Annotated in this window: 15 protein-coding genes and 3 tRNA genes; 13 read left to right on the plus strand and 5 right to left on the minus strand. The window is 57.5% G+C overall.

Translation table 11 applies throughout. The annotated features are described in order from the left end of the window. Positions 1–229 precede the first annotated feature (229 nt). On the plus strand, positions 230–2476 hold the full coding sequence (locus tag ABRZ26_RS10305) for a TonB-dependent receptor (protein ID WP_319604168.1): 2247 nt from the start codon (positions 230–232) through the stop codon (positions 2474–2476). A gap of 394 nt (positions 2477–2870) precedes the next feature. Here ABRZ26_RS10305 and rimI read toward each other — a convergent pair whose 3' ends face one another. Beyond that, positions 2871–3314, minus strand: a complete 444-nt coding sequence (rimI, locus tag ABRZ26_RS10310; protein ID WP_319604169.1) for a ribosomal protein S18-alanine N-acetyltransferase — start codon at positions 3312–3314, stop codon at positions 2871–2873. After that, positions 3259–3696, minus strand: coding sequence for a DNA polymerase III subunit psi (locus tag ABRZ26_RS10315; protein ID WP_319604170.1), 438 nt, complete (start codon positions 3694–3696; stop codon positions 3259–3261). Before ABRZ26_RS10315 ends, rimI begins: the two co-directional genes overlap by 56 nt. A gap of 179 nt (positions 3697–3875) precedes the next feature. Between ABRZ26_RS10315 and rsmC the strand changes: the two genes are divergently transcribed. Continuing rightward, positions 3876–4922: a 16S rRNA (guanine(1207)-N(2))-methyltransferase RsmC gene (gene rsmC / locus ABRZ26_RS10320; RefSeq protein WP_319604171.1), complete on the plus strand. Its 1047-nt coding sequence runs from the start codon at positions 3876–3878 to the stop codon at positions 4920–4922. A 57-nt stretch (positions 4923–4979) separates the two neighbouring features. On the opposite strand, the gene ABRZ26_RS10325 is transcribed toward rsmC, so the two are convergent. Next, entirely contained in the window at positions 4980–5972 is a 993-nt protein-coding gene (locus ABRZ26_RS10325; RefSeq protein WP_319604172.1) for an aldo/keto reductase, read from the minus strand. Between the two features lie 114 nt (positions 5973–6086). Here ABRZ26_RS10325 and ABRZ26_RS10330 point away from each other — a divergent pair, with 114 nt between their 5' ends. From ABRZ26_RS10330 to ABRZ26_RS10345, 4 genes are all read left to right on the plus strand, one after another. Beyond that, entirely contained in the window at positions 6087–6989 is a 903-nt protein-coding gene (locus tag ABRZ26_RS10330) for a LysR family transcriptional regulator (RefSeq protein ID WP_319604173.1), read from the plus strand. 115 nt (positions 6990–7104) lie between these two features. Further along, a tRNA-Leu gene (locus ABRZ26_RS10335) sits at positions 7105–7191 on the plus strand. A 69-nt stretch (positions 7192–7260) separates the two neighbouring features. Next, positions 7261–7347, plus strand: a tRNA-Leu gene (locus tag ABRZ26_RS10340). A 43-nt stretch (positions 7348–7390) separates the two neighbouring features. Continuing rightward, positions 7391–7477, plus strand: a tRNA-Leu gene (locus ABRZ26_RS10345). A gap of 35 nt (positions 7478–7512) precedes the next feature. On the opposite strand, the gene ABRZ26_RS10350 is transcribed toward ABRZ26_RS10345, so the two are convergent. Together ABRZ26_RS10350 and ABRZ26_RS10355 are read right to left on the minus strand one after the other, a co-directional pair. After that, positions 7513–7803, minus strand: coding sequence for a DUF1435 domain-containing protein (locus tag ABRZ26_RS10350; RefSeq protein WP_319604278.1), 291 nt, complete (start codon positions 7801–7803; stop codon positions 7513–7515). 87 nt (positions 7804–7890) lie between these two features. Further along, positions 7891–8808 carry a LysR family transcriptional regulator gene (locus tag ABRZ26_RS10355; RefSeq protein ID WP_319604174.1) on the minus strand — a complete coding sequence of 306 codons (918 nt, stop codon included), beginning with the start codon at positions 8806–8808 and terminating at the stop codon, positions 7891–7893. A 128-nt stretch (positions 8809–8936) separates the two neighbouring features. On the opposite strand from ABRZ26_RS10355, the gene budA reads away from it, so the two are divergent. The 7 genes from budA (at position 8937) to gcvP (ending at position 18891) form a co-directional block, all read left to right on the plus strand. Beyond that, positions 8937–9719 (plus strand): acetolactate decarboxylase, encoded by a 783-nt coding sequence (gene budA, locus ABRZ26_RS10360; RefSeq protein WP_319604175.1) that lies wholly within the window; start codon positions 8937–8939, stop codon positions 9717–9719. Positions 9720–9746: 27 nt separating this feature from the next. Then, a complete protein-coding gene (gene alsS, locus ABRZ26_RS10365) occupies positions 9747–11426 on the plus strand; it encodes an acetolactate synthase AlsS (protein WP_319604176.1) in 1680 nt (559 codons plus the stop codon). A 127-nt stretch (positions 11427–11553) separates the two neighbouring features. Then, entirely contained in the window at positions 11554–12342 is a 789-nt protein-coding gene (gene fhuF, locus ABRZ26_RS10370; protein WP_319604177.1) for a siderophore-iron reductase FhuF, read from the plus strand. Between the two features lie 90 nt (positions 12343–12432). Continuing rightward, the gene (locus ABRZ26_RS10375; RefSeq protein WP_319604178.1) at positions 12433–13899 is read left to right on the plus strand and encodes an alpha/beta hydrolase; all 1467 of its coding nucleotides are present in this window, start codon (positions 12433–12435) and stop codon (positions 13897–13899) included. 429 nt (positions 13900–14328) lie between these two features. Further along, a complete protein-coding gene (gcvT, locus tag ABRZ26_RS10380; RefSeq protein WP_319604179.1) occupies positions 14329–15429 on the plus strand; it encodes a glycine cleavage system aminomethyltransferase GcvT in 1101 nt (366 codons plus the stop codon). A gap of 86 nt (positions 15430–15515) precedes the next feature. Next, complete coding sequence (gcvH, locus tag ABRZ26_RS10385; protein WP_319604180.1) at positions 15516–15908, plus strand: glycine cleavage system protein GcvH; 393 nt, start codon at positions 15516–15518, stop codon at positions 15906–15908. A 109-nt stretch (positions 15909–16017) separates the two neighbouring features. Further along, entirely contained in the window at positions 16018–18891 is a 2874-nt protein-coding gene (gene gcvP, locus ABRZ26_RS10390; RefSeq protein ID WP_319604182.1) for an aminomethyl-transferring glycine dehydrogenase, read from the plus strand. Positions 18892–19139 lie beyond the last annotated feature (248 nt).

Genomic DNA, 19139 nt, shown 5'->3' on the forward strand with positions numbered 1-19139 from the left:
GAATGATTTTTGTTTCAAGCCGATGGCGCTGAGAAGCTTAACGGCGGACTTTTCCACCCGAGGCCACGGCTCATTTTACCGGGTTTTATCGCCCCCCGTTTATGCAGAAAGTTGATCCAGATAAAAAGTTTGCATTGAAATTATTATCCTGCTTGCAATAACGGGAATCACTCGCATAATCACGAAAGCAAATAGTTATTATTTATATTTAACTTTCCCGGAACCCTTCATGACAATTTCAGCGATATCCCAACAGGCGGTCATTCCCCGCAGCGCGCCGACGCTGCTTGCATTGCTGATCGGCGCGGCGGTCGGCGTCGTCGCCATGCCGCTGGCGGCGCAGACTTCCGCCGCCGCGGCGCAGCCCGGCGCATCAGGCAGTAAAGACACCATTACGGTTATCGCCCAGCCGGAGGATAATTTCCGTTCCGGCGGCGATGAGCTGGTTCCCGCCTATCTGGACGGCCAAATCGCCAATGGCGGGCGGGTAGGGTTCCTGGGGCAGCAAAACGCGCGCGATGTGCCGTTCAACGTTATCAGCTATACCGATAAGATGATTCTTTCGCAGCAGGCGGAAACGCTGGCCGACGTCGTGAAGAACGACGCCTCGATCCAAAGCCTGAAAGGGTATGGCAATTTTGCCGAACAGTACCGCATTCGCGGCTTTGTGCTGGACGGCGACGATATCACCTTCGGCGGCCTGTACGGCGTGATGCCGCGCCAGATGGTCTCCACCAATATGATCGAGCGGGTGGAAGTGTTTAAGGGCGCCAATGCCTTTGTCAACGGCGTGTCCGGCGGCGGCGTAGGCAGCGGCGTCGGCGGTTCGGTCAACGTGGAGCCGAAGCACGCCGCCGATGATGCGCTGACGCGCGCGACCGTTGACTATGAACCCGAAGGCAAGGTGGGCGGCGCGTTGGATATCGGCCGGCGTTTTGGCGATAACAATGAGTTCGGCGTACGCGCAAATGTGTTGCATCGCGAAGGGGAAAGCGCCATTCACGACCAGAAAGAGCGCATGTCGCTGGCCTCCGTCGGGCTGGATTATCGCGGCGATCGTTTCCGCACCTCGCTGGACGCCGGCTACCAGCATCAGTCTGTGCATGGCGGGCGCATCGGCGTCGGGATCGGCAGCGCCACCCGCATCCCGGAGGCGCCGGACGCCACGCTGAACTATAACCCCAGTTGGGTTTATACCGATCTGAAAACCACCTTCGGCATGTGGCGCGGCGAATATGACGTGGCCGATAACTGGACGATTTATTCCGGGGTCGGCGGCAGCCGCGCCGATGAAGAAGGGAATTACGGCGCGCCGAGGTTAACCGACGATAACGGCAACGCCACTATTTCCCGCATGTATGTACCCTTCATTCGCGACGCGTTCTCCGGCATGTTGGGTCTGCGCGGGCAGTTTGATACCGGTTTTATCAAGCATAACGTCAATCTGGGCTATTCCGGCGTCTATACCAAAGCGCGCACCGCCTGGGATTACTCATCATCCCGCGCCACCAATATTTATCGTCCCGGCCATATCGACTCCCCGCCGGCGGCCAGCTCGGGCGGCGATCTGCGCGATCCGAAAGTGAGCGCGCGCGTGAGAAGCACCGGGCTGGCGATTTCCGATACCCTATCCGTGCTGGATGATAAGGTCGCGCTGACGTTGGGCCTGCGTCGCCAGGAGATCATGGTGCGCAATTATACTAACAACGGCATCGAAAGCAGCGTATTCAACAGCATGAAGGTCACTCCCGCTTATGGTCTGGTGGTTAAACCGTGGCAACATATTTCATTGTACGCCAACCATATCGAGGCGCTGTCGCCAGGAAAAACCGCGCCGTCCTCATTTGACGGTTTACCGGTGGTTAACGGCGGGAACGTTACCGGCATCTATGTCGCCAAACAGAATGAGGTCGGCGTCAAGTTTGACTACCAACGCGTAGGCGGATCGCTGGCGCTATTCGAAATCAAGCGGCCATACGAATCCGTCGATCGCGCCAGCATGACCTACGGCCTGTACGGCGAGCGCCGCCATCGCGGGATGGAGCTGAACGTCTTCGGCGAACCGACGTTCGGCCTGCGCCTGAACGGCAGCGCCACCTGGATCGCGGCGCAGCAGATTAAAACGCAGGACGGCGGCAACGACGGTAATGATGTACCCGGCGTGCCGCGCTACCAGTTGGTGTTCGGCGCGGAATACGATATCAAACCGGTGGAAGGGCTGACGGCGACGGGAACGGTGATCCGCTCCGGTTCGCAATATGTCAAACAGGATAACTCCCTGAAGCTGAAACCCTGGACGCGGCTGGATCTCGGCGTGCGCTACAGCATGCCGCTGAACGAGCAGACGCTGACCTGGCGCGCCAATATCGAAAACGTCACCAATGAGAACTACTGGGCTTCCGTCGACGATTCCGGCACCTATCTTTACCAGGGCGACCCGCGTTCGTTGAAGCTGTCGATGTCGATTGATTTCTAAATCGTCGCCACCCCTCCCAGCCTCCCCCTTCGCACTGTCTCTTAGTCACATTTTTATGCGGACTCAGAGGCAGTTTCGTGCGCCACAATGCCGCCATTTCCATGCTACGTCGTAGCACGCGCCCGACATAGGGGGCTCAAGCGCCAGCCCCCTATGAACCTGGGCTTGCGGCTAAATTATGCCGCTGCGCGGTGCCATCGGTGTTCTTGACCGCTATTCGAGCCGCCAGTGACGCGTTCCCGACGCGGCACTGGCTTTCGCCGCATCCATGCGGCTCACTCGGCGGCCAAGTCCACCGCTGCATAATTTTTTACGCCGCGTAACAACCAAACCCGTCAGCACTCCCGTATTTGTGTATAAGAGACAGCCCTTCGCAAGGGGAGGCGCTAAACCGTTATCCCAGCGGCAGCGCCATAATAACGGCGTCTTCGCGGCCGGCGGCGGCGGGGTAGTAGTCGCGCCGTAGCGATACCTCATTAAAACCCAGGCTTTCATACAGCGCGATCGCCGGTTGGTTCGAGGCGCGCACCTCCAGCCACAGCGTGAGGATGGCGCGTTTTTCCAGTTCCTGAATCAGATGCTCCAGCAGCGCGCGTCCGTGGCCGTTGCGCTGGTAGTTCGGATGTACGGCCAGATTGAACAGCGTGGCTTCATCCAGCACCGTTTGCGTAATGGCGTAAGCCACCATCTGCCCGTCGCGGCTCAGCTTGAGGTTGAAGTAACGCTCGCCCTGGTTGCCGGCAAAGGTTTTTTCGCTCCAGGGAAACGCGTGGCTGGCTTGTTCAATCTGGCAGGCTTGCGCCAGATCGGCCGGTATCAGGGGGGATATCTCGTTCATGTTCACAGATCTGCCGCCAGAGCGCCCGTTTGGCGTCGGCGTTATGGTATAGCTCGGTTAAGGCCGGGCTGGTGAATTGGACGCCTTCCAGCGCAAGCGGTTCGTCGATGCCTAATCGCCAGCTAGGGCAGCGGGCGGCGGCGGGAAGCATTTCGACCTGTTGCGGCGTCAGGCTGTAGGCTTGATCGGGCGTCAGCGCCAGACTGCGCAGGACATCGGCCAGCAGCGGTTCGTCGGCGGCCAGCGGTTCGGCCGACACGATGATCAGGCGAACCTGCTCAGGCAGACTGACGGCGATTTCGCCCTGCAATACGGCCGGGCGCTTCAGGGTCCACTGTGTAATGCCCAGTTGCTGTAGCAGCCAGTCACGTCTTGATGTCATGCTTTACCCTGTCTGGAACGCGATTATGCCGGGCTATGCCCTTCATCTTTCAAGTTGCGCAGGTGCGCTGGCCGCCTTCCCGCATCTTGAAATCTATTGGGCATATGCTAGCAAACTCATCGAACATGCGCCAACAAAGCACTATAATCCCCGCTCAATTATTAAGGAGCCTCAGCCTGATGTCTGCATTAACCCCAGCCAGTGAAGTCATACTGCGCCATAGCGACGAATTTATCCCACGCCGGGTACTGTTTGCCGGTGATTTACAAGACACCTTGCCCGCGGAGTTTGAAGCGTCTGATGTTCGTGTCCATGCCACGCAGTTTCACCACTGGCAGCAGTTGAAAGGCGTGCTGAAGGACAACGTGCAGTATGGTCTGGTGGCGGATGCCGAGCTGGCGGCGGATTGCGACACGCTGATTTACTACTGGCCGAAGAGTAAGCAGGAAGCCGAGTTCCAACTGTTCAACCTGTTGTCGCTGATGCCGGTCGGCAGTGAAATCTTTGTGGTGGGCGAGAACCGCAGCGGCGTGCGCAGCGCGGAGGCTATGCTGGCCGATGTCGCGCCGCTGACCAAAATCGACGGCGCCCGACGCTGCGGGTTATACCACGGTCGGATTGAAAAACAGACCGCCTTTAATCTTGACGACTGGTGGGAAGAGTATGCTATCGATGGCGTCATCGTGAAGGCGCTGCCCGGCGTGTTCAGTCGCGACGGACTGGATCCGGGCAGCCAGTTATTGCTTTCGACCTTTGAGCCGCATATGAAAGGTAAAGTGCTGGATGTCGCCTGCGGCGCCGGCGTACTGGCGGCGGTGCTGGCGAAGCAGTCGCCTAAAATCCGTCTGACGCTCAGCGACGTCAGCGCCGGCGCGCTGGCCTCCAGCCGGGCGACGCTGGCCGCGAATCAGTTGGCAGGCGAGGTTATCGCCAGCAACGTTTACTCGGAGATTAACGGCCGTTTTGATCTGATCGTCTCCAACCCGCCGTTCCACGATGGGTTGCAAACCAGCCTACAGGCGGCGGAGATGCTGATCCGCGGCGCGGTGGCCCACCTGCCGATCGGCGGCCGGTTACGCATTGTCGCCAATGCGTTTCTGCCTTATCCGGCGCTGCTGGATGCGGCGTTCGGCAGCCATGAGGTGCTGGCGCAGACGGGGCGATTCAAGGTCTATCAGGCGACCGTAGGCCGCCCGCCGCGCACGGCCGGCAAAGGTCGTCGCTAAGGACTGGCGGCGACGCGTGCGGATATCGCGATGTGGCGGCGATGGCGGGGCGAGAGCTTAGCGGTTGATCGTCGCCATGCCTTCTGTGCCGTAACGTTCTCCCGCTGCGGCATTGAAGGGAAAGATGGTTTCAATCGCCGCCAGATCGTCCGCCGTCAGCGTGACATCCAGCGCGGCGACGTTTTCCTCCAGATAGCGGCGTCGTTTGGTTCCCGGAATCGGCACAATGTGTTCGCCCTGCGCCAGCACCCAGGCCAGCGCCAGCTGCGACGGGGCGACGCCTTTTTGCGCGGCCAACTGATTGACCTTCTCGACCAGTTGCAGATTTTTGGCGAAGTTTTCCCCTGCGAAGCGCGGATTATCGCGGCGGAAATCGTCGGCGGCCAGATCGTCCGGGCTGCGGATGGCGCCGGTCAGAAAACCGCGGCCTAGCGGGCTGTAAGGCACGAAACCTACGCCGAGACGTCGGCAGGCGGGCAGGATTTCGCTTTCCACGTCACGCGTCCACAGCGAGTATTCGCTCTGCAAGGCGGTGATGGGATGCACCTTGTGCGCGCGTTCAAGCGTTTGCGCGGAGGCCTCGCTCAGGCCGATATAGCGAATTTTCCCTTCCTTGACCAAATCGGCCAGCGCGCCGACGCTCTCTTCTATCGGCACCGTCGGATCGATGCGGTGTTGATAGTAAAGGTCGATTTCTTCTACGCCCAGCCGTTGCAGGCTGCCTTCAATGGCGCGGCGAATATATTCCGGTTTCCCGCAGACGCCGCGTTCGACGTGGTTGTCCGGGTTGCGCACGATGCCGAATTTGGTGGCGAGAAACACCTGGTCACGCTTGCCCTTGATGGCCTTGCCGACCAGTTGCTCATTGGTGTAGGGGCCGTACATGTCGGCGGTATCCAGCAGCGTGATGCCGAGTTCCAGCGCGCGGTGCAGGGTAGCGATGGATTCTTTTTCATCCTGCGCGGTGAAATAAAAGTCGCTCATACCCATGCAGCCCAGCCCAAGCGCGGAAACCGTTGGGCCGTTCAGGCCTAGTTGACGTTGTTGCATCCTGTCATCCTCATGTTGGTTTGGAAAGCAAGATGAGTGTGGTTGTTTATCAGATAAAGATAAATAACGCATTTCATGCAACACTATTCAAAAATTCACAACAATGGAGGCGTGATGGACCAGATTCAGGCGATGCGCGTCTTTGTCCGCATTGCGGAGCTGGGCAGCTTCAGCCGCGCGGCCGAAATGCTGTCTCTGCCGCGCGCGACGGTCAGCCACACCATCAAACAGCTGGAATCCCGTCTGGGCGTCCGTCTGTTGCAGAGAACCACCCGTCAGGTACAGATCACCGCGGAAGGCGAGATTTATTATCAGCGCTGTATCCAACTGTTGGCGGAAATTGAAGAAACGGATGCGCTCTTTAGCCATCAGCGGCAGCAGCCCGCGGGGAATGTGCGGGTGGATATGCCGCATTCGCTGGCGCGTGAGGTGGTGATCCCGGCGCTGGGCGAGTTTTACCGGCGTTATCCGCGCATTACTCTGTCGCTGAGCGCCAACGATTCGGCTATTAACGTGCTGCGCGAGGGAGTAGATTGCGTACTGCGCGCCTGGAGGATAGAGGATGATTCGCTGGCGACCCGGCATTTACCGTCGATGCCGCAGGCGACCTGCGTGTCTGCCGCTTATCTTGCCGAGTTCGGCATGCCCCGGTCGTTGGACGATCTGGCCGCGCATCAGGCGGTGGGCTACTTTTCATTGCGCACCGGGCGGCGCTATCCGCTGGAGTTTATGCATAACGGCGAGCGCGTCACGCCTATGCTGCCCGGCAAGCTGGAGGTGAACGGGGCCGATGCCTACGTTGCGGCCTGCCGCGCTGGGTTCGGGCTGATTCAGGCGCCGCGTCACAGCTTGCGGCGCTGGCTGGACAGCGGCGAACTGGTTGAAATTCTTAAGGATACGCCGCCGCCGGATATGTCGCTGTATGTGATGTATCCGCCGGGACGTTTCCTTGCTCCGCGCATCCGGGTATTTATCGAATGGTTGAATGAACGCTTTATCCGGCCATCGTCATCCTGAAGGTGATGAATTTTGCAGCAAACCCCGCATTTCAGAGGAAATAATCATTGACCTTGACGCTAAAACCTCTAGAATTCGCCCCCGTGGTGGCATTGCTTGGCAATGTTGCTGGATTGCGAAGGTGGCGGAATTGGTAGACGCGCTAGCTTCAGGTGTTAGTGCCTTAACGGGCGTGAGGGTTCAAGTCCCTCTCTTCGCACCAACATCACCACAATCGTGTTTCACGCCGGTTTGATGTGTGGCATGATAATTTGTATCGCACGGCATTACTGCGAAGGTGGCGGAATTGGTAGACGCGCTAGCTTCAGGTGTTAGTGTCTTAACGGACGTGAGGGTTCAAGTCCCTCTCTTCGCACCATGCGGCGATATAAATTCATAGCGGTAGACGTAGCTTTATCTGTGCGAAGGTGGCGGAATTGGTAGACGCGCTAGCTTCAGGTGTTAGTGCCTTAACGGGCGTGAGGGTTCAAGTCCCTCTCTTCGCACCACGCCTTTCCCTGGCTCCTTTCTTTGTTATATCGTTTTATCCCAACGTAATCTTAAACATCACGGACAACGCCGCCAGTCCGCCGGCCAGCGCCACGCAGGACGGCAACAGCAAGTAAGGTCGTAAGCGACGGTGAAGCAGCATCACTAGCGTCGCCAGCAGCGCGACGGCGATAATCACTTTCAGATGCAGCAGATTAATATCCAGCACGGCCAGCAACGGCATGATGGCGCAGGGCAACAACACGCCCCAGGCGCTCGACAGATGTTTTCCCATACACCAGCTCACGCCCCATAAACCACAGGCGGTAATCATCGCGGTCAGCATTTTATGTTCGCCATGCATGATAATGATAATTAATATCATATAAGAATCTGTGCTGATTGTCAGTTTTTTGGCGAGGGCGAGACCTGGTCAGCGGGGAACAGCGGCGCGGGCGGGTTTTTCCCGGAGATGACTTCGCAATAGTTGCACCATATTCATGACGATGTGCGAGTGTTCGTGCTGGCGCCAAACCAGGGTGATCTGCGTGTTCAGGCCGGCGTCGTCTATATTATGGTACGACACGCCATTCATCCTGATGCAGGACAGGGATTTGGGGATAATGGTAATGCCGAAGCCGGCCGACACCATGCCGATGGTGGCCGTTAACTGCGGCGCCTCCTGGCTCAATTTGGGCTCGTAGCCTGATAAATAGCAGGTACGCAGAATCATGTCGTGCAGAACCGGACAAACCTCCCGCGGAAACATAATCAGCGGATTCTGTTTCAGTTCGCTTAGCTGGATATGGCGCTTGTCATGCAGCGGATGATCGGCGGGCAACACCAGCGTCATAGGTTCTTCGAGCAATGCCTCGCGGTTTAATTCGCTGCTGACATCGCACGGCAGGCGGAGAAAAGCGGCGTCGATATTCCGGTTGTGAAGGGCGGTGATCAGATTCGGGGTATTTTCCTGTCGCGGGTTTAATGATACATGCGGATATCGCTGGCGGTAGGCATGCAAAAGCTGTAGCACGGTAGGGTGGAAGGAGGATGAGGCGGAAAAGCCGACGTTGAAGTTCCCCTCTTCTCCTCTGGCAATGCTTCTGGCCCGGTCAACGGCCGTATCCGTCAGTTTCAGGATCTGACAGGCATCTTCATACAACATTTTTCCCGCTTCCGTCATTTCAACGCCCCGCGTAAGCCTTTTGAATAACGGCGTGCCTATTTCATTTTCGAGCTTTTTGATTTGCTGACTCAGGGGAGGCTGCGAGATGCCCAGCTTTTCCGCAGCCCGGGTGAAATGCCTGGCCTCGGCGACGGCGACAAAATAGCGCAGGTAACGAAACTCCATCAATGCGACTCCATATCTTTTAGATCTTGAAATGACGATCTTTGTATATTGGAACTTTCACGATATTCACGCAATCTTTAAACATGAATTAGAAAAATTTAAGTATGAACAGTCGAAAGAGAAAGCATATGAAAGAAGATATCGGCGTCAACTCTTGTGCGGAAGAGATCGCATCCTATGCTATTAACCATCAGGCGCACCATCCTGATTGCGTTATCTATCAAACATCTTTAATGAGTGGATTGATAAATGGCGTCTATGAAGGTAGCCGGACGATGGCCGAATTGCTGGAGCATGGCGATTTTGGATTAGGCACATTTAACTATCTGGACGGCGAATTGGTGGCGTTTAACAGCCGCATTTTCCAACTGCGCGCCGACGGCAGCGCACGGGCCGCCGAGCCGCACCAGAAGACGCCATTCGCGGTAATGACATTTTTCCGTCCGACGGAAGAGATTCATTTCAGCAGCCGCATCGATCGCCACAGTCTTCATCAGAAGATTGATGCCCTTGTCGGTACGGATAATCTGTTCTGCGCGCTGAGGGTCGACGGGCATTTCGATTACGTTGAAACCCGCACCGTTCCGCGCCAGACGCGACCTTATAAACCGATGCTGGAGGCGATAGCCCAGCAGCCGAAGTTCCATTTTGAATCCTGTCGGGGAAGTATCATCGGCTTTCGCAGCCCGGCTTATACGCAGGGCATCAACGTTGCCGGCTATCACGAACATTTTATTACCGATAATCGTGAAGGCGGCGGTCATGTACTTGATTATAAAATAGAAAGCGGCGTTTTAACCTTTGGGGTGATCTCTAAACTGATTATCGATTTGCCACAGGATCGAGATTTTCTCAGCGCTGACTTGTCACCCGAGAACCTCGATAGCGCTATCCAGTCAGTGGAAGGCTAAGTAAGAACAAAGCACAGGAGTGAGACAATGGAACATTCAACGGCTCTACAGCACTGGAACTGTGGAGCATCCCTGATTGTGAAACATTTGGAACAACAGGGCGTTCAATACGTATTTGGCATTCCGGGCGCGAAAATCGATCGCGTTTTTGATGCGCTGGAGGATTCGCCGATTGAAATGATCCCGGTACGGCATGAAGCCAACGGCGCGTTTATGGCGGCGGCCATCGGGCGCTTGACGGGCAAAGCGGGCGTGACGCTGGTGACGTCCGGGCCGGGCTGCTGCAACCTGGTGACGGGATTAGCGACGGCGACGACGGAAGGCGACCCCGTGGTGGCGATGGGCGGCGCGGTTAAACTTTCGGAAAGTCTTAAGCTGACGCACCAAAGCCTGGATACCGTCAGTCTGTTTCAGCCGGTCACCAAGTTTAGCGCGGAAGTCAAGGCGTCGTCCGCGATTTCCGAAGTGCTGGCGAATGCATTCCGGGCGGCGGAGATGGGGCATCCCGGCGCTTCTTTCATCAGCTTGCCGCAGGATATCGTCAACGATCCGGTCACCAGCGCCGTGCTGGTTCGTCCGACGCTGCCGCCGATGAACGGCGCGCCTCAAGCGGATATCGAAAATGTCGCCCGGCTGATCCAACAGGCTAAAAATCCTATTCTGCTGCTGGGGTTGATGGCGAGTCAGCCTAAAGCTGCCGAGGCATTGCGTCGTTTGCTGCATAAAAGCCAACTGCCGGTCACCAGCACGTATCAGGCCGCCGGCGCCGTCGATCAGCGGCATTTTGACCACTTCGCCGGGCGCGTCGGGCTGTTTAATAATCAGACGGGCGACAAGCTGCTGCAACAGGCCGACCTGATTATTACGGTCGGCTACAGTCCGGTGGAATACGATCCGGTATTGTGGAACAGCGGCAAAGCGAAGCTGGTACACATTGATGTGCTGCCGGCCAATATCGACAGCGCCTATCTGCCGGATGTGGAACTGGTGGGCAATATCGCCGAAACCATTGATGCGCTGACCCAGTGCATTGTTTCGCCGCTATCGATGTCGGCGCAAACGCAGGCTATTTTGCGCGACCGTTGCCAGCAACGCCGCGATCTGGCGATGCGCGGCATGGACATGCGGGGATTCGCCATTCATCCGCTGCGGCTGGTCAGGGCGATGCAGGACATCGTCAACCAGGACGTCACGCTGTGCGTCGATATGGGCAGCTTTCATATCTGGCTGGCGCGCTATCTGTACAGCTTCCGCGCGCGGCAGGTGCTGATGACCAACGGTCAGCAAACCATGGGTGTGGCTTTGCCCTGGGCGATCGCCACGTCGCTGATTCACCCTCATCAGAAGGTGATTTCGGTTTCAGGCGACGGCGGGTTTATGCAGTCCAGCATGGAACTGGAAACCGCCGTGCGCCTGAAGAGCAACCTGTTGCATATTATCTGGGTGGATAACGCCTACAACATGGTGGAAATTCAGGAGCAGAAGAAATACCACCGCGCTTCCGGCGTCAAATTCGGTCCGATCGATTTTAAAGTGTATGCGGATGCCTTCGGCGCAACGGGATTTGCGGTCGAGTCGGAAGACGAGCTGGTCAGTAAGCTACGACAGGCTATGGATACGCAGGGACCGGCGGTCATCGCCATCCCGGTGGATTATTCGGATAATCAGCGTCTGATGGAAGATCTGAATATCAGTCAGCTTATCTAGCCCGTCCGGGCCAGGGAACGCGTAAACGGGAAGCGCGTCGTTTGTCATTAGTGATAAACGCGGATACTATTGGCAATAGTTATCATTTCGCTTTCCGTTTATTTACGCATCCTGCCGGAACCCGCCTATGCCGATTGTCAAAAACATCGCCAATTCCGTTGAACATCCGGTTTTTGCCGGGTGCGACCGGCAGTTGGCCGCCGCGTTAAGCGCTTTGCTGCGCCGGCATCGTCCTCATTGCCTGGATAGCGTGAAATTCGGCGAGTCGCCCCCGGAGGACGGCATGACGCTCGCCGAGTGGTCGCGGCCGGAGGTGTTTCATCGGCTGGTGCGGCGTTACGGCGACGAACTGTATCGCCGGCATCCGGATAAGCCGCGTGAGGAAAAGCCGCTGCAATCGCTGTGGGCGCAATGGTATATCGGGCTGCTGGTGCCGCCGTTGATGCTGGCTTTGCTCAAACACGATGCGGCATTGGACTGTGCGACGAATCGGATATACGTCGGATTTGACGCGGGGAAAGGGCATCCGGCGGTGTTTTATATTGCGACCCGGACGTTGACCGCGGCGGACGACTCGCCGCGCGCGCGTCTGGAGCGCATGCTGCATCAGCATGTGGCGCCGGTAATTAACACGCTGGACAGCTTCGGCGCGCTTAACGCCAGGCTTGCCTGGAATAATACCGGCTATCTGATTCACTGGTTTTTGGACGATATAGCGCCGTTGATACCACAGGAGGAACGCCGCCTGCTGCATGACGCGCTGTTCTTTTCCCGTTCATGGCTGGATGGCGGCGACAATCCTCTTTATCGCACGGTAATTCCCCGCGGCGGCGTTATTCAGCGCCGCAGCTGTTGTCAGCGCTACCGCATTCCCGGCGTCGCACGTTGCCGGGACTGTACGCTGAACGAGGTTTAATACCATCGGCGGGCCGGATGGTTTACTCTTTCAAACGTGCGGACTGCCGGAAAGCAGGCGGTTAAACGGTAAACAGGAAGGGATAGAACCATGCTGATGAGGTCGGCCGGACGGGGGATTAAACGCGTCGCCATTATTTTTATCGTCGCGGCGACGACGCTGCTGGCTATTCGCATTTATGACACGCAACGCGGTCCGGCGCTGGCGCCCTGGCATACGTTTGTGCCGGATGAGTTGTCGGCGGATGAGCTCGATCGTGCCGATTGGCCGACTTATCTGCGCGCCGAAGAGACGATTTTCCGCCAGGTCGAACAGCATGTGACCCAGGAGCTGGATGACGATGAGCAGCGGCCGATTAACCGCTATTTCTCCGGCAGCCCGGTGTACCCCGGAAAGTTTCAGCACGACTGGAATCGTTCTTACGAAATGATGCCGGCGGGAACGCCGAAAGGCGCGGCGGTGCTGCTGCATGGGCTAACGGACTCGCCTTACAGTTTGCGGCATATTGCCGAACGTTACCGTCAGCGCGGTTTTGTGGTGGTCGGGATTCGTTTGCCCGCCCACGGCACGGTGCCTGGCGCGCTGACGGATATCCACTGGCAGGATTGGCTGGCGGCCACCCGTCTGGCGGTGCGCGAAGCGCAGCATCGACTGGCGGCGGATTCAGGCAAGGCGTTGCCGCTGCATATTGTGGGCTTTTCCAATGGCGGCGCGCTGGCGTTGAAATATACGCTGGATGCGTTGGATGACCCAAGGTTGACGCGGCCGGATCAGCTGATCCTGATTTCGCCGATGATCGGCATCACCAGTTACGCCCGCTTCGCCGGATTGGCCGGCCTGCCGGCGATATTCCCGGCGTTCGCCAAATCGGCATGGCTGGGTATTTTGCCGGAGTTTAATCCATTCAAATATAACTCGTTTCCGGTTAACGGGGCTCGCCAGTCCTGGTTATTAACCCACGAACTCCAGGGGCAGCTCACCCGTAAAGCGCAGCAACATACGCTGCAACAATTGCCGCCGGTGCTGACTTTTCAGTCGGTGATGGATTTTACGGTGAGCACGCAGGCGGTGATCTCGTCGTTTTATAATCTCTTGCCGGCGAACGGCAGCCAACTGGTGCTGTTTGACGTCAATCGCACTATCAATTTCGGACCGCTGCTGCGGGATTCGGCGGATCGCGCCGCCAGCCAACTGTTGCCGCCCGCGCCGCGCCGCTATGACACGACGGTAATCACCAATGCCGCCCCGGACAGCGCGCATGCCGTCGCCTTCGATGTACAAGCGGGAGAAGCGCAGGGCGGTTCCCGCGCGCTGGGGATTGATTACCCGCGCGATGTGTACTCGCTCTCGCACGTCGCTCTGCCTTTCCCGGATACGGACTCCCTGTATGGCCGTTTTTCGCAGAATCCCCGCGAGTTCGGCCTGCCGCTGGGGACGATCGCGGCGCGGGGCGAGCGTTCGGTGCTGGTCGTGGATCTGGACACCCTGCTGCGATTGTCCTCCAATCCGTTTTTCCCTTATCTGATGCAGCGTATTGACGGAAAGATCCCGCAATAACCAAAAACGCCGCCGGATAAGTCGATCTGTTAAGGGCGTGGAGAGCGCGCCTTCATTTCAATACCCTGTTTATGCCAGGCGGCGTTTTGGTTGAAATAATCTAATTTTGCTGCATTTTTCGCATTAGTTTAAATAATGCGTTGGGCGTTTTCTTTGCGCTGGCGATCGGCAGACAATCCATTTTTCATATCAATGATTTCATCTTTTCTCCAAATTGCATTGGTTTTATGCCAGTGAGTGATTATTTTTTGGAGGATTTATCTATTGTCGGTGGTTTCACCTTGCATGGGTCGAAGCATTTTCCATATAGATTATCTTATGCCTGTGGGGATAGTTTAACCGACGTTTCGGTGGTAAGTTCATTATCAAGATATCGTTTGCGCGGCGGTGGCGATCGCCCGAACGCAGAGCTACGAACAGAGGGAAGACATGGCTAAGCAGACTCCGTTGTATCAACAGCACCTGACGGACGGTGCCAAAATGGTTGATTTTCACGGCTGGATGATGCCGCTGCATTACGGCTCTCAGCTTGACGAGCATCACATCGTACGTCGTGATGCCGGTATGTTTGATGTATCTCATATGACCATCGTGGATTTGCACGGCGTGCGAACCCGCGAGTTTCTGCGTTATCTGCTGGCGAACGATGTCGCCAAACTCACCCAGCCCGGCAAAGCGCTTTATACCGGTATGCTGAATGCCTCCGGCGGGGTTATCGACGATCTGATCGTTTATTTCATGACGGAAGACTATTTTCGTCTGGTGGTCAATTCGGCCACCCGTGAGAAAGACTTAGCCTGGATCGTCCGGCACGCCGAGCCTTTTATGGTCGATGTCCGCGAACGCGAGGATCTGGCTCTGGTGGCCGTGCAGGGGCCGCAGGCGCAGGCAAAGGTACAGCGTCTGCTCAACGAGGCCCAGCGGGCGAAAATCGCAGGTATGAAGCCGTTTTTCGGCGTTCAGGTCGACGATTTTTTCATCGCGACAACGGGTTATACTGGTGAAGCCGGCTATGAAATCGCGCTGCCGAAGGAGCAGGTTGTCGCGTTGTGGCGACAGCTTCTGTCCGTCGGGGTTAAGCCATGCGGATTGGGCGCGCGCGACACGCTGCGGCTGGAAGCCGGCATGAACCTCTACGGACAGGATATGGACGAAGGCGTTTCGCCGCTGGCCGCCAATATGGGCTGGACCATCGCCTGGCAGCCGGAAGAACGCCAGTTTATCGGGCGTGAAGCGTTGGAGCGGCAGCGTGAAAAAGGCACTGAGCAGTTGGTCGGTTTGGTGATGACCGAAAAAGGCGTGTTGCGCAATGAGTTACCCGTACGTTTTACCGATAGCGAAGGCGTGATGCGGGAAGGCGTGATTACCAGCGGCTCTTTTTCACCCACGCTGGGGTTGAGTATTGCGCTGGCGCGCGTTCCGAGCGGGATCGGCGAACAGGCGATTGTCCAGATCCGTAACCGTGAACTCCCGGTGCATGTCACCAAACCCGGCTTTGTGCGCGCCGGCAAACCGATTGTGCAATATTAACGCTATCCCCGCGGTTTCAGAAGCAGCCAGCGGCGTCGATATGCAGTCCAGTTTTAACCGTTTTGTGAAGGAAGGAGAGGGTGGCAATGAGCGATGTTCCAGCAGAATTAAAATATACCGCTTCGCATGAGTGGGTGCAGTCTGAAGGCGAGGGCGTTTATCTGATCGGTATTACCGAACATGCACAGGAGTTATTGGGCGACATGGTGTTTATCGATTTGCCGGAAGTGGGAACCATCGTTTCCGCCGGCGACGACTGCGCCGTAGCCGAGTCGGTCAAGGCGGCGTCTGACATTTATGCGCCGATCAGCGGCGAGATTATCGATATCAACGCGGAGCTGGAAAGTTCGCCTGAACTGGTCAACAGCGCGCCCTATACCGAAGGCTGGCTGTTCCGCATCAGATCGTCCGACGAATCCGATCTGGACGAATTGCTTGATGCCGAGGGATATCAGGCCGCGCTGGACGAAGAAGAATAGTCACCGCGCCCCGGACTCTACCGAGCCGGGGCGTTTTATTTTGTTCCCTCGCTCTGCGTTATCCCGCCGGGTATGACGCGGAGAGCGTTATATGCAGGAAATTTTCGTAATGACCCAGACTCTCAGTCAACTTGAACATAACAGCGCTTTCGTTGAACGTCATATTGGTTCCTCCGCCAGCCAGCGACAGCAGATGCTGGCTGCGGTGGGCGCGGATTCGCTTGATGCGTTAATTCGGCAGATTGTCCCTGCCGATATCCAGTTGCCCAGCCCGCCCGCGGTCGGCGATGCGGCGACGGAGCATCAGGCGTTGGCTGAGCTGAAGGCGATTGCCGGCCAGAATCAGCGTTACAAAAGCTATATCGGCATGGGCTACGGCGCCGTGCTGATGCCGCCGGTGATTTTACGCAATGTGCTGGAAAATCCGGGTTGGTATACGGCCTATACGCCGTATCAACCGGAGGTTTCTCAAGGGCGTCTGGAAGCATTGCTGAATTTTCAGCAGGTGACTCAGGATTTAACCGGTTTGGAACTGGCTTCCGCCTCGTTGCTGGATGAGGCGACGGCGGCGGCGGAAGCGATGGCGATGGCGAAACGCATCAGCAAACTCAAGCAGGCCAACCGCTTCTTCGTCGCCGACGATGTCCACCCGCAAACGCTGGATGTGGTGCGCACGCGCGCCGAAACCTTTGGATTTGACGTCGTGGTCGGCAAGGCGCAAAGCGCATTGAGCGACGACGGCGTGTTCGGCGTGCTGTTGCAACAGGCCGGCACCACCGGCGAGTTGCATGATTACAGCGCCCTGATGGCTGAATTGAAAACGCGCAAGGTGGTGAGCTGCGTCAGCGCCGATATCATGGCGCTGGTGCTGTTGACCGCCCCCGGTAAACAGGGCGCCGATATCGTCTTTGGATCCGCCCAGCGTTTTGGCGTGCCGATGGGCTACGGCGGGCCGCACGCGGCGTTTTTCGCCTGCCGGGACGAATACAAACGCGCCATGCCGGGACGGATTATCGGCGTCTCCGTGGACGCCGCCGGCAATACCGCATTGCGTATGGCGATGCAAACCCGCGAACAGCATATCCGCCGTGAAAAAGCGAATTCGAATATCTGTACCTCGCAGGTGCTGCTGGCCAATATCGCCGGTATGTATGCGGTGTACCACGGCCCGGAAGGATTGAAACGCATTGCCGGACGTATTCACCGTCTGACGGATATTCTGGCGCTCGGCTTGCTTCAGGGCGGGCTGACGCTGCGTCATCAGACCTGGTTCGATACGTTAACCGTGGCGGTGGAAGACAAAGCCGCCGTGCTGAGCCGGGCGCTGAGCTTCGGCGTCAACCTGCGGGCCGATCTTGACGGCGCGGTCGGCGTGACGCTGGATGAAGCCACGACGCGGGAAGACGTGCTGACGCTGTTCGCCGTCCTGCTGGGCTATTCCCACGGTCTGGATATCGACGATCTGGATACGGCGGCGGGACAGCGGGACGCGTCGATACCCGCGGCTTTGCAACGTGATGATGCTATCCTTGCTCATCCGGTGTTTAACCGTTATCACAGCGAAACCGAGATGATGCGCTATCTGCACCGTCTGGAATGCAAGGATCTGGCGCTGAATCAGGCGATGATCCCGCTGGGCTCCTGCACCATGAAGCTCAATGCCGTCGCCGAAATGCTGCCGATTACCTGGCCCGAGTTCGCTGAACTGCACCCGTTTTGTCCGCCGGAACAGGCGCTCGGCTATCGGAAGATGATCGAACAGCTATCCGGCTGGCTGGTGCAACTGACCGGATACGACGCCGTATGCATGCAGCCGAACTCCGGCGCGCAGGGCGAATACGCCGGACTGTTGGCGATCCGTCGTTATCACCAAAGCCGTAACGAATCAGCGCGCGATATCTGTCTGATCCCCAGCTCGGCGCATGGCACCAACCCGGCGTCGGCGCATATGGCCGGCATGAGCGTGGTGGTGGTGGCCTGCGACAAGCAGGGCAATATCGACCTGAACGATCTGCGTGAGAAAGCGCAGTCCGCGGGCGAGAAGCTGGCCTGCATCATGGTGACCTATCCCTCCACCCACGGGGTTTACGAAGAAACCATCCGCGAAGTGTGCCAGATCGTGCATCAGTTCGGCGGTCAGGTGTACCTGGACGGCGCCAATATGAATGCGCAGGTCGGCATTACGTCGCCGGGCTATATCGGCGCGGATGTTTCGCATCTCAACCTGCATAAAACGTTCTGCATCCCTCACGGCGGCGGCGGGCCGGGCATGGGGCCGATCGGCGTAAAAGCGCATCTGGCGCCGTTTGTGCCGGGACATCAGGTGGTGAAAATCGATGGCGTGTTGACCAGTCAGGGCGCGGTGTCCGCCGCGCCGTTCGGCAGCGCCTCTATTCTGCCGATTAGCTGGATGTACATCCGCATGATGGGCGCCGACGGTCTGAAGCAGGCGAGCCAGATGGCGATCCTCAACGCCAACTACATCGCCGCGCGGCTACAGTCGTCTTATCCGGTGCTGTATACCGGGCGGGACGGACGGGTGGCGCACGAATGTATTCTCGATCTCCGCCCGCTGAAGGAAAGTACCGGCATCAGCGAGATGGATATCGCCAAGCGTTTGATTGATTACGGTTTCCATGCCCCGACCATGTCATTCCCGGTGGCCGGTACGCTGATGGTGGAACCGACGGAATCCGAGAGTCTGGCGGAGTTGGATCGTTTCATTGACGCCATGCTGGCGATTCGCGCGGAAATCGATCGCGTGGTTAACGGCGAGTGGCCGCTAACGGACAATCCGCTGGTGAACGCGCCTCATACGCAGAGCGAGCTGGCCGGCGAATGGCCGCATCCTTACAGTCGTGAGCTGGCGGTATTCCCGGCAGGCAGTGAAAATAAATACTGGCCTACGGTAAAACGTCTGGACGATGTTTATGGCGACCGTCATCTGTTCTGTTCCTGCGTGCCGGTGGAGGATTACCAGTAACCGGCGTCCTCTCTGAGAAATCGGCTCGTGAGTTATCCGCGAGTCGATTTCTTTCCTCGCCGCCGCCAGGTTTGCCGACAGGCAACCGCGGCAAACGCGGGTTCATTTCAGGTTCCCGCCTCTTCCGCTGTTCCGTACCGGAAAATTGAGTGGGAACCGTACCACTGTTTGAGCCACTCAGAATGGCTGACAGCGTTTCTTTCTGACCGTCCATGGCTTGAAATCGCCGCGATTTTATGGGCATTCCG

The sequence above is a fragment of the Brenneria sp. L4-2C genome (genome assembly GCF_040240335.1).
GTDB lineage: Bacteria > Pseudomonadota > Gammaproteobacteria > Enterobacterales > Enterobacteriaceae > Brenneria.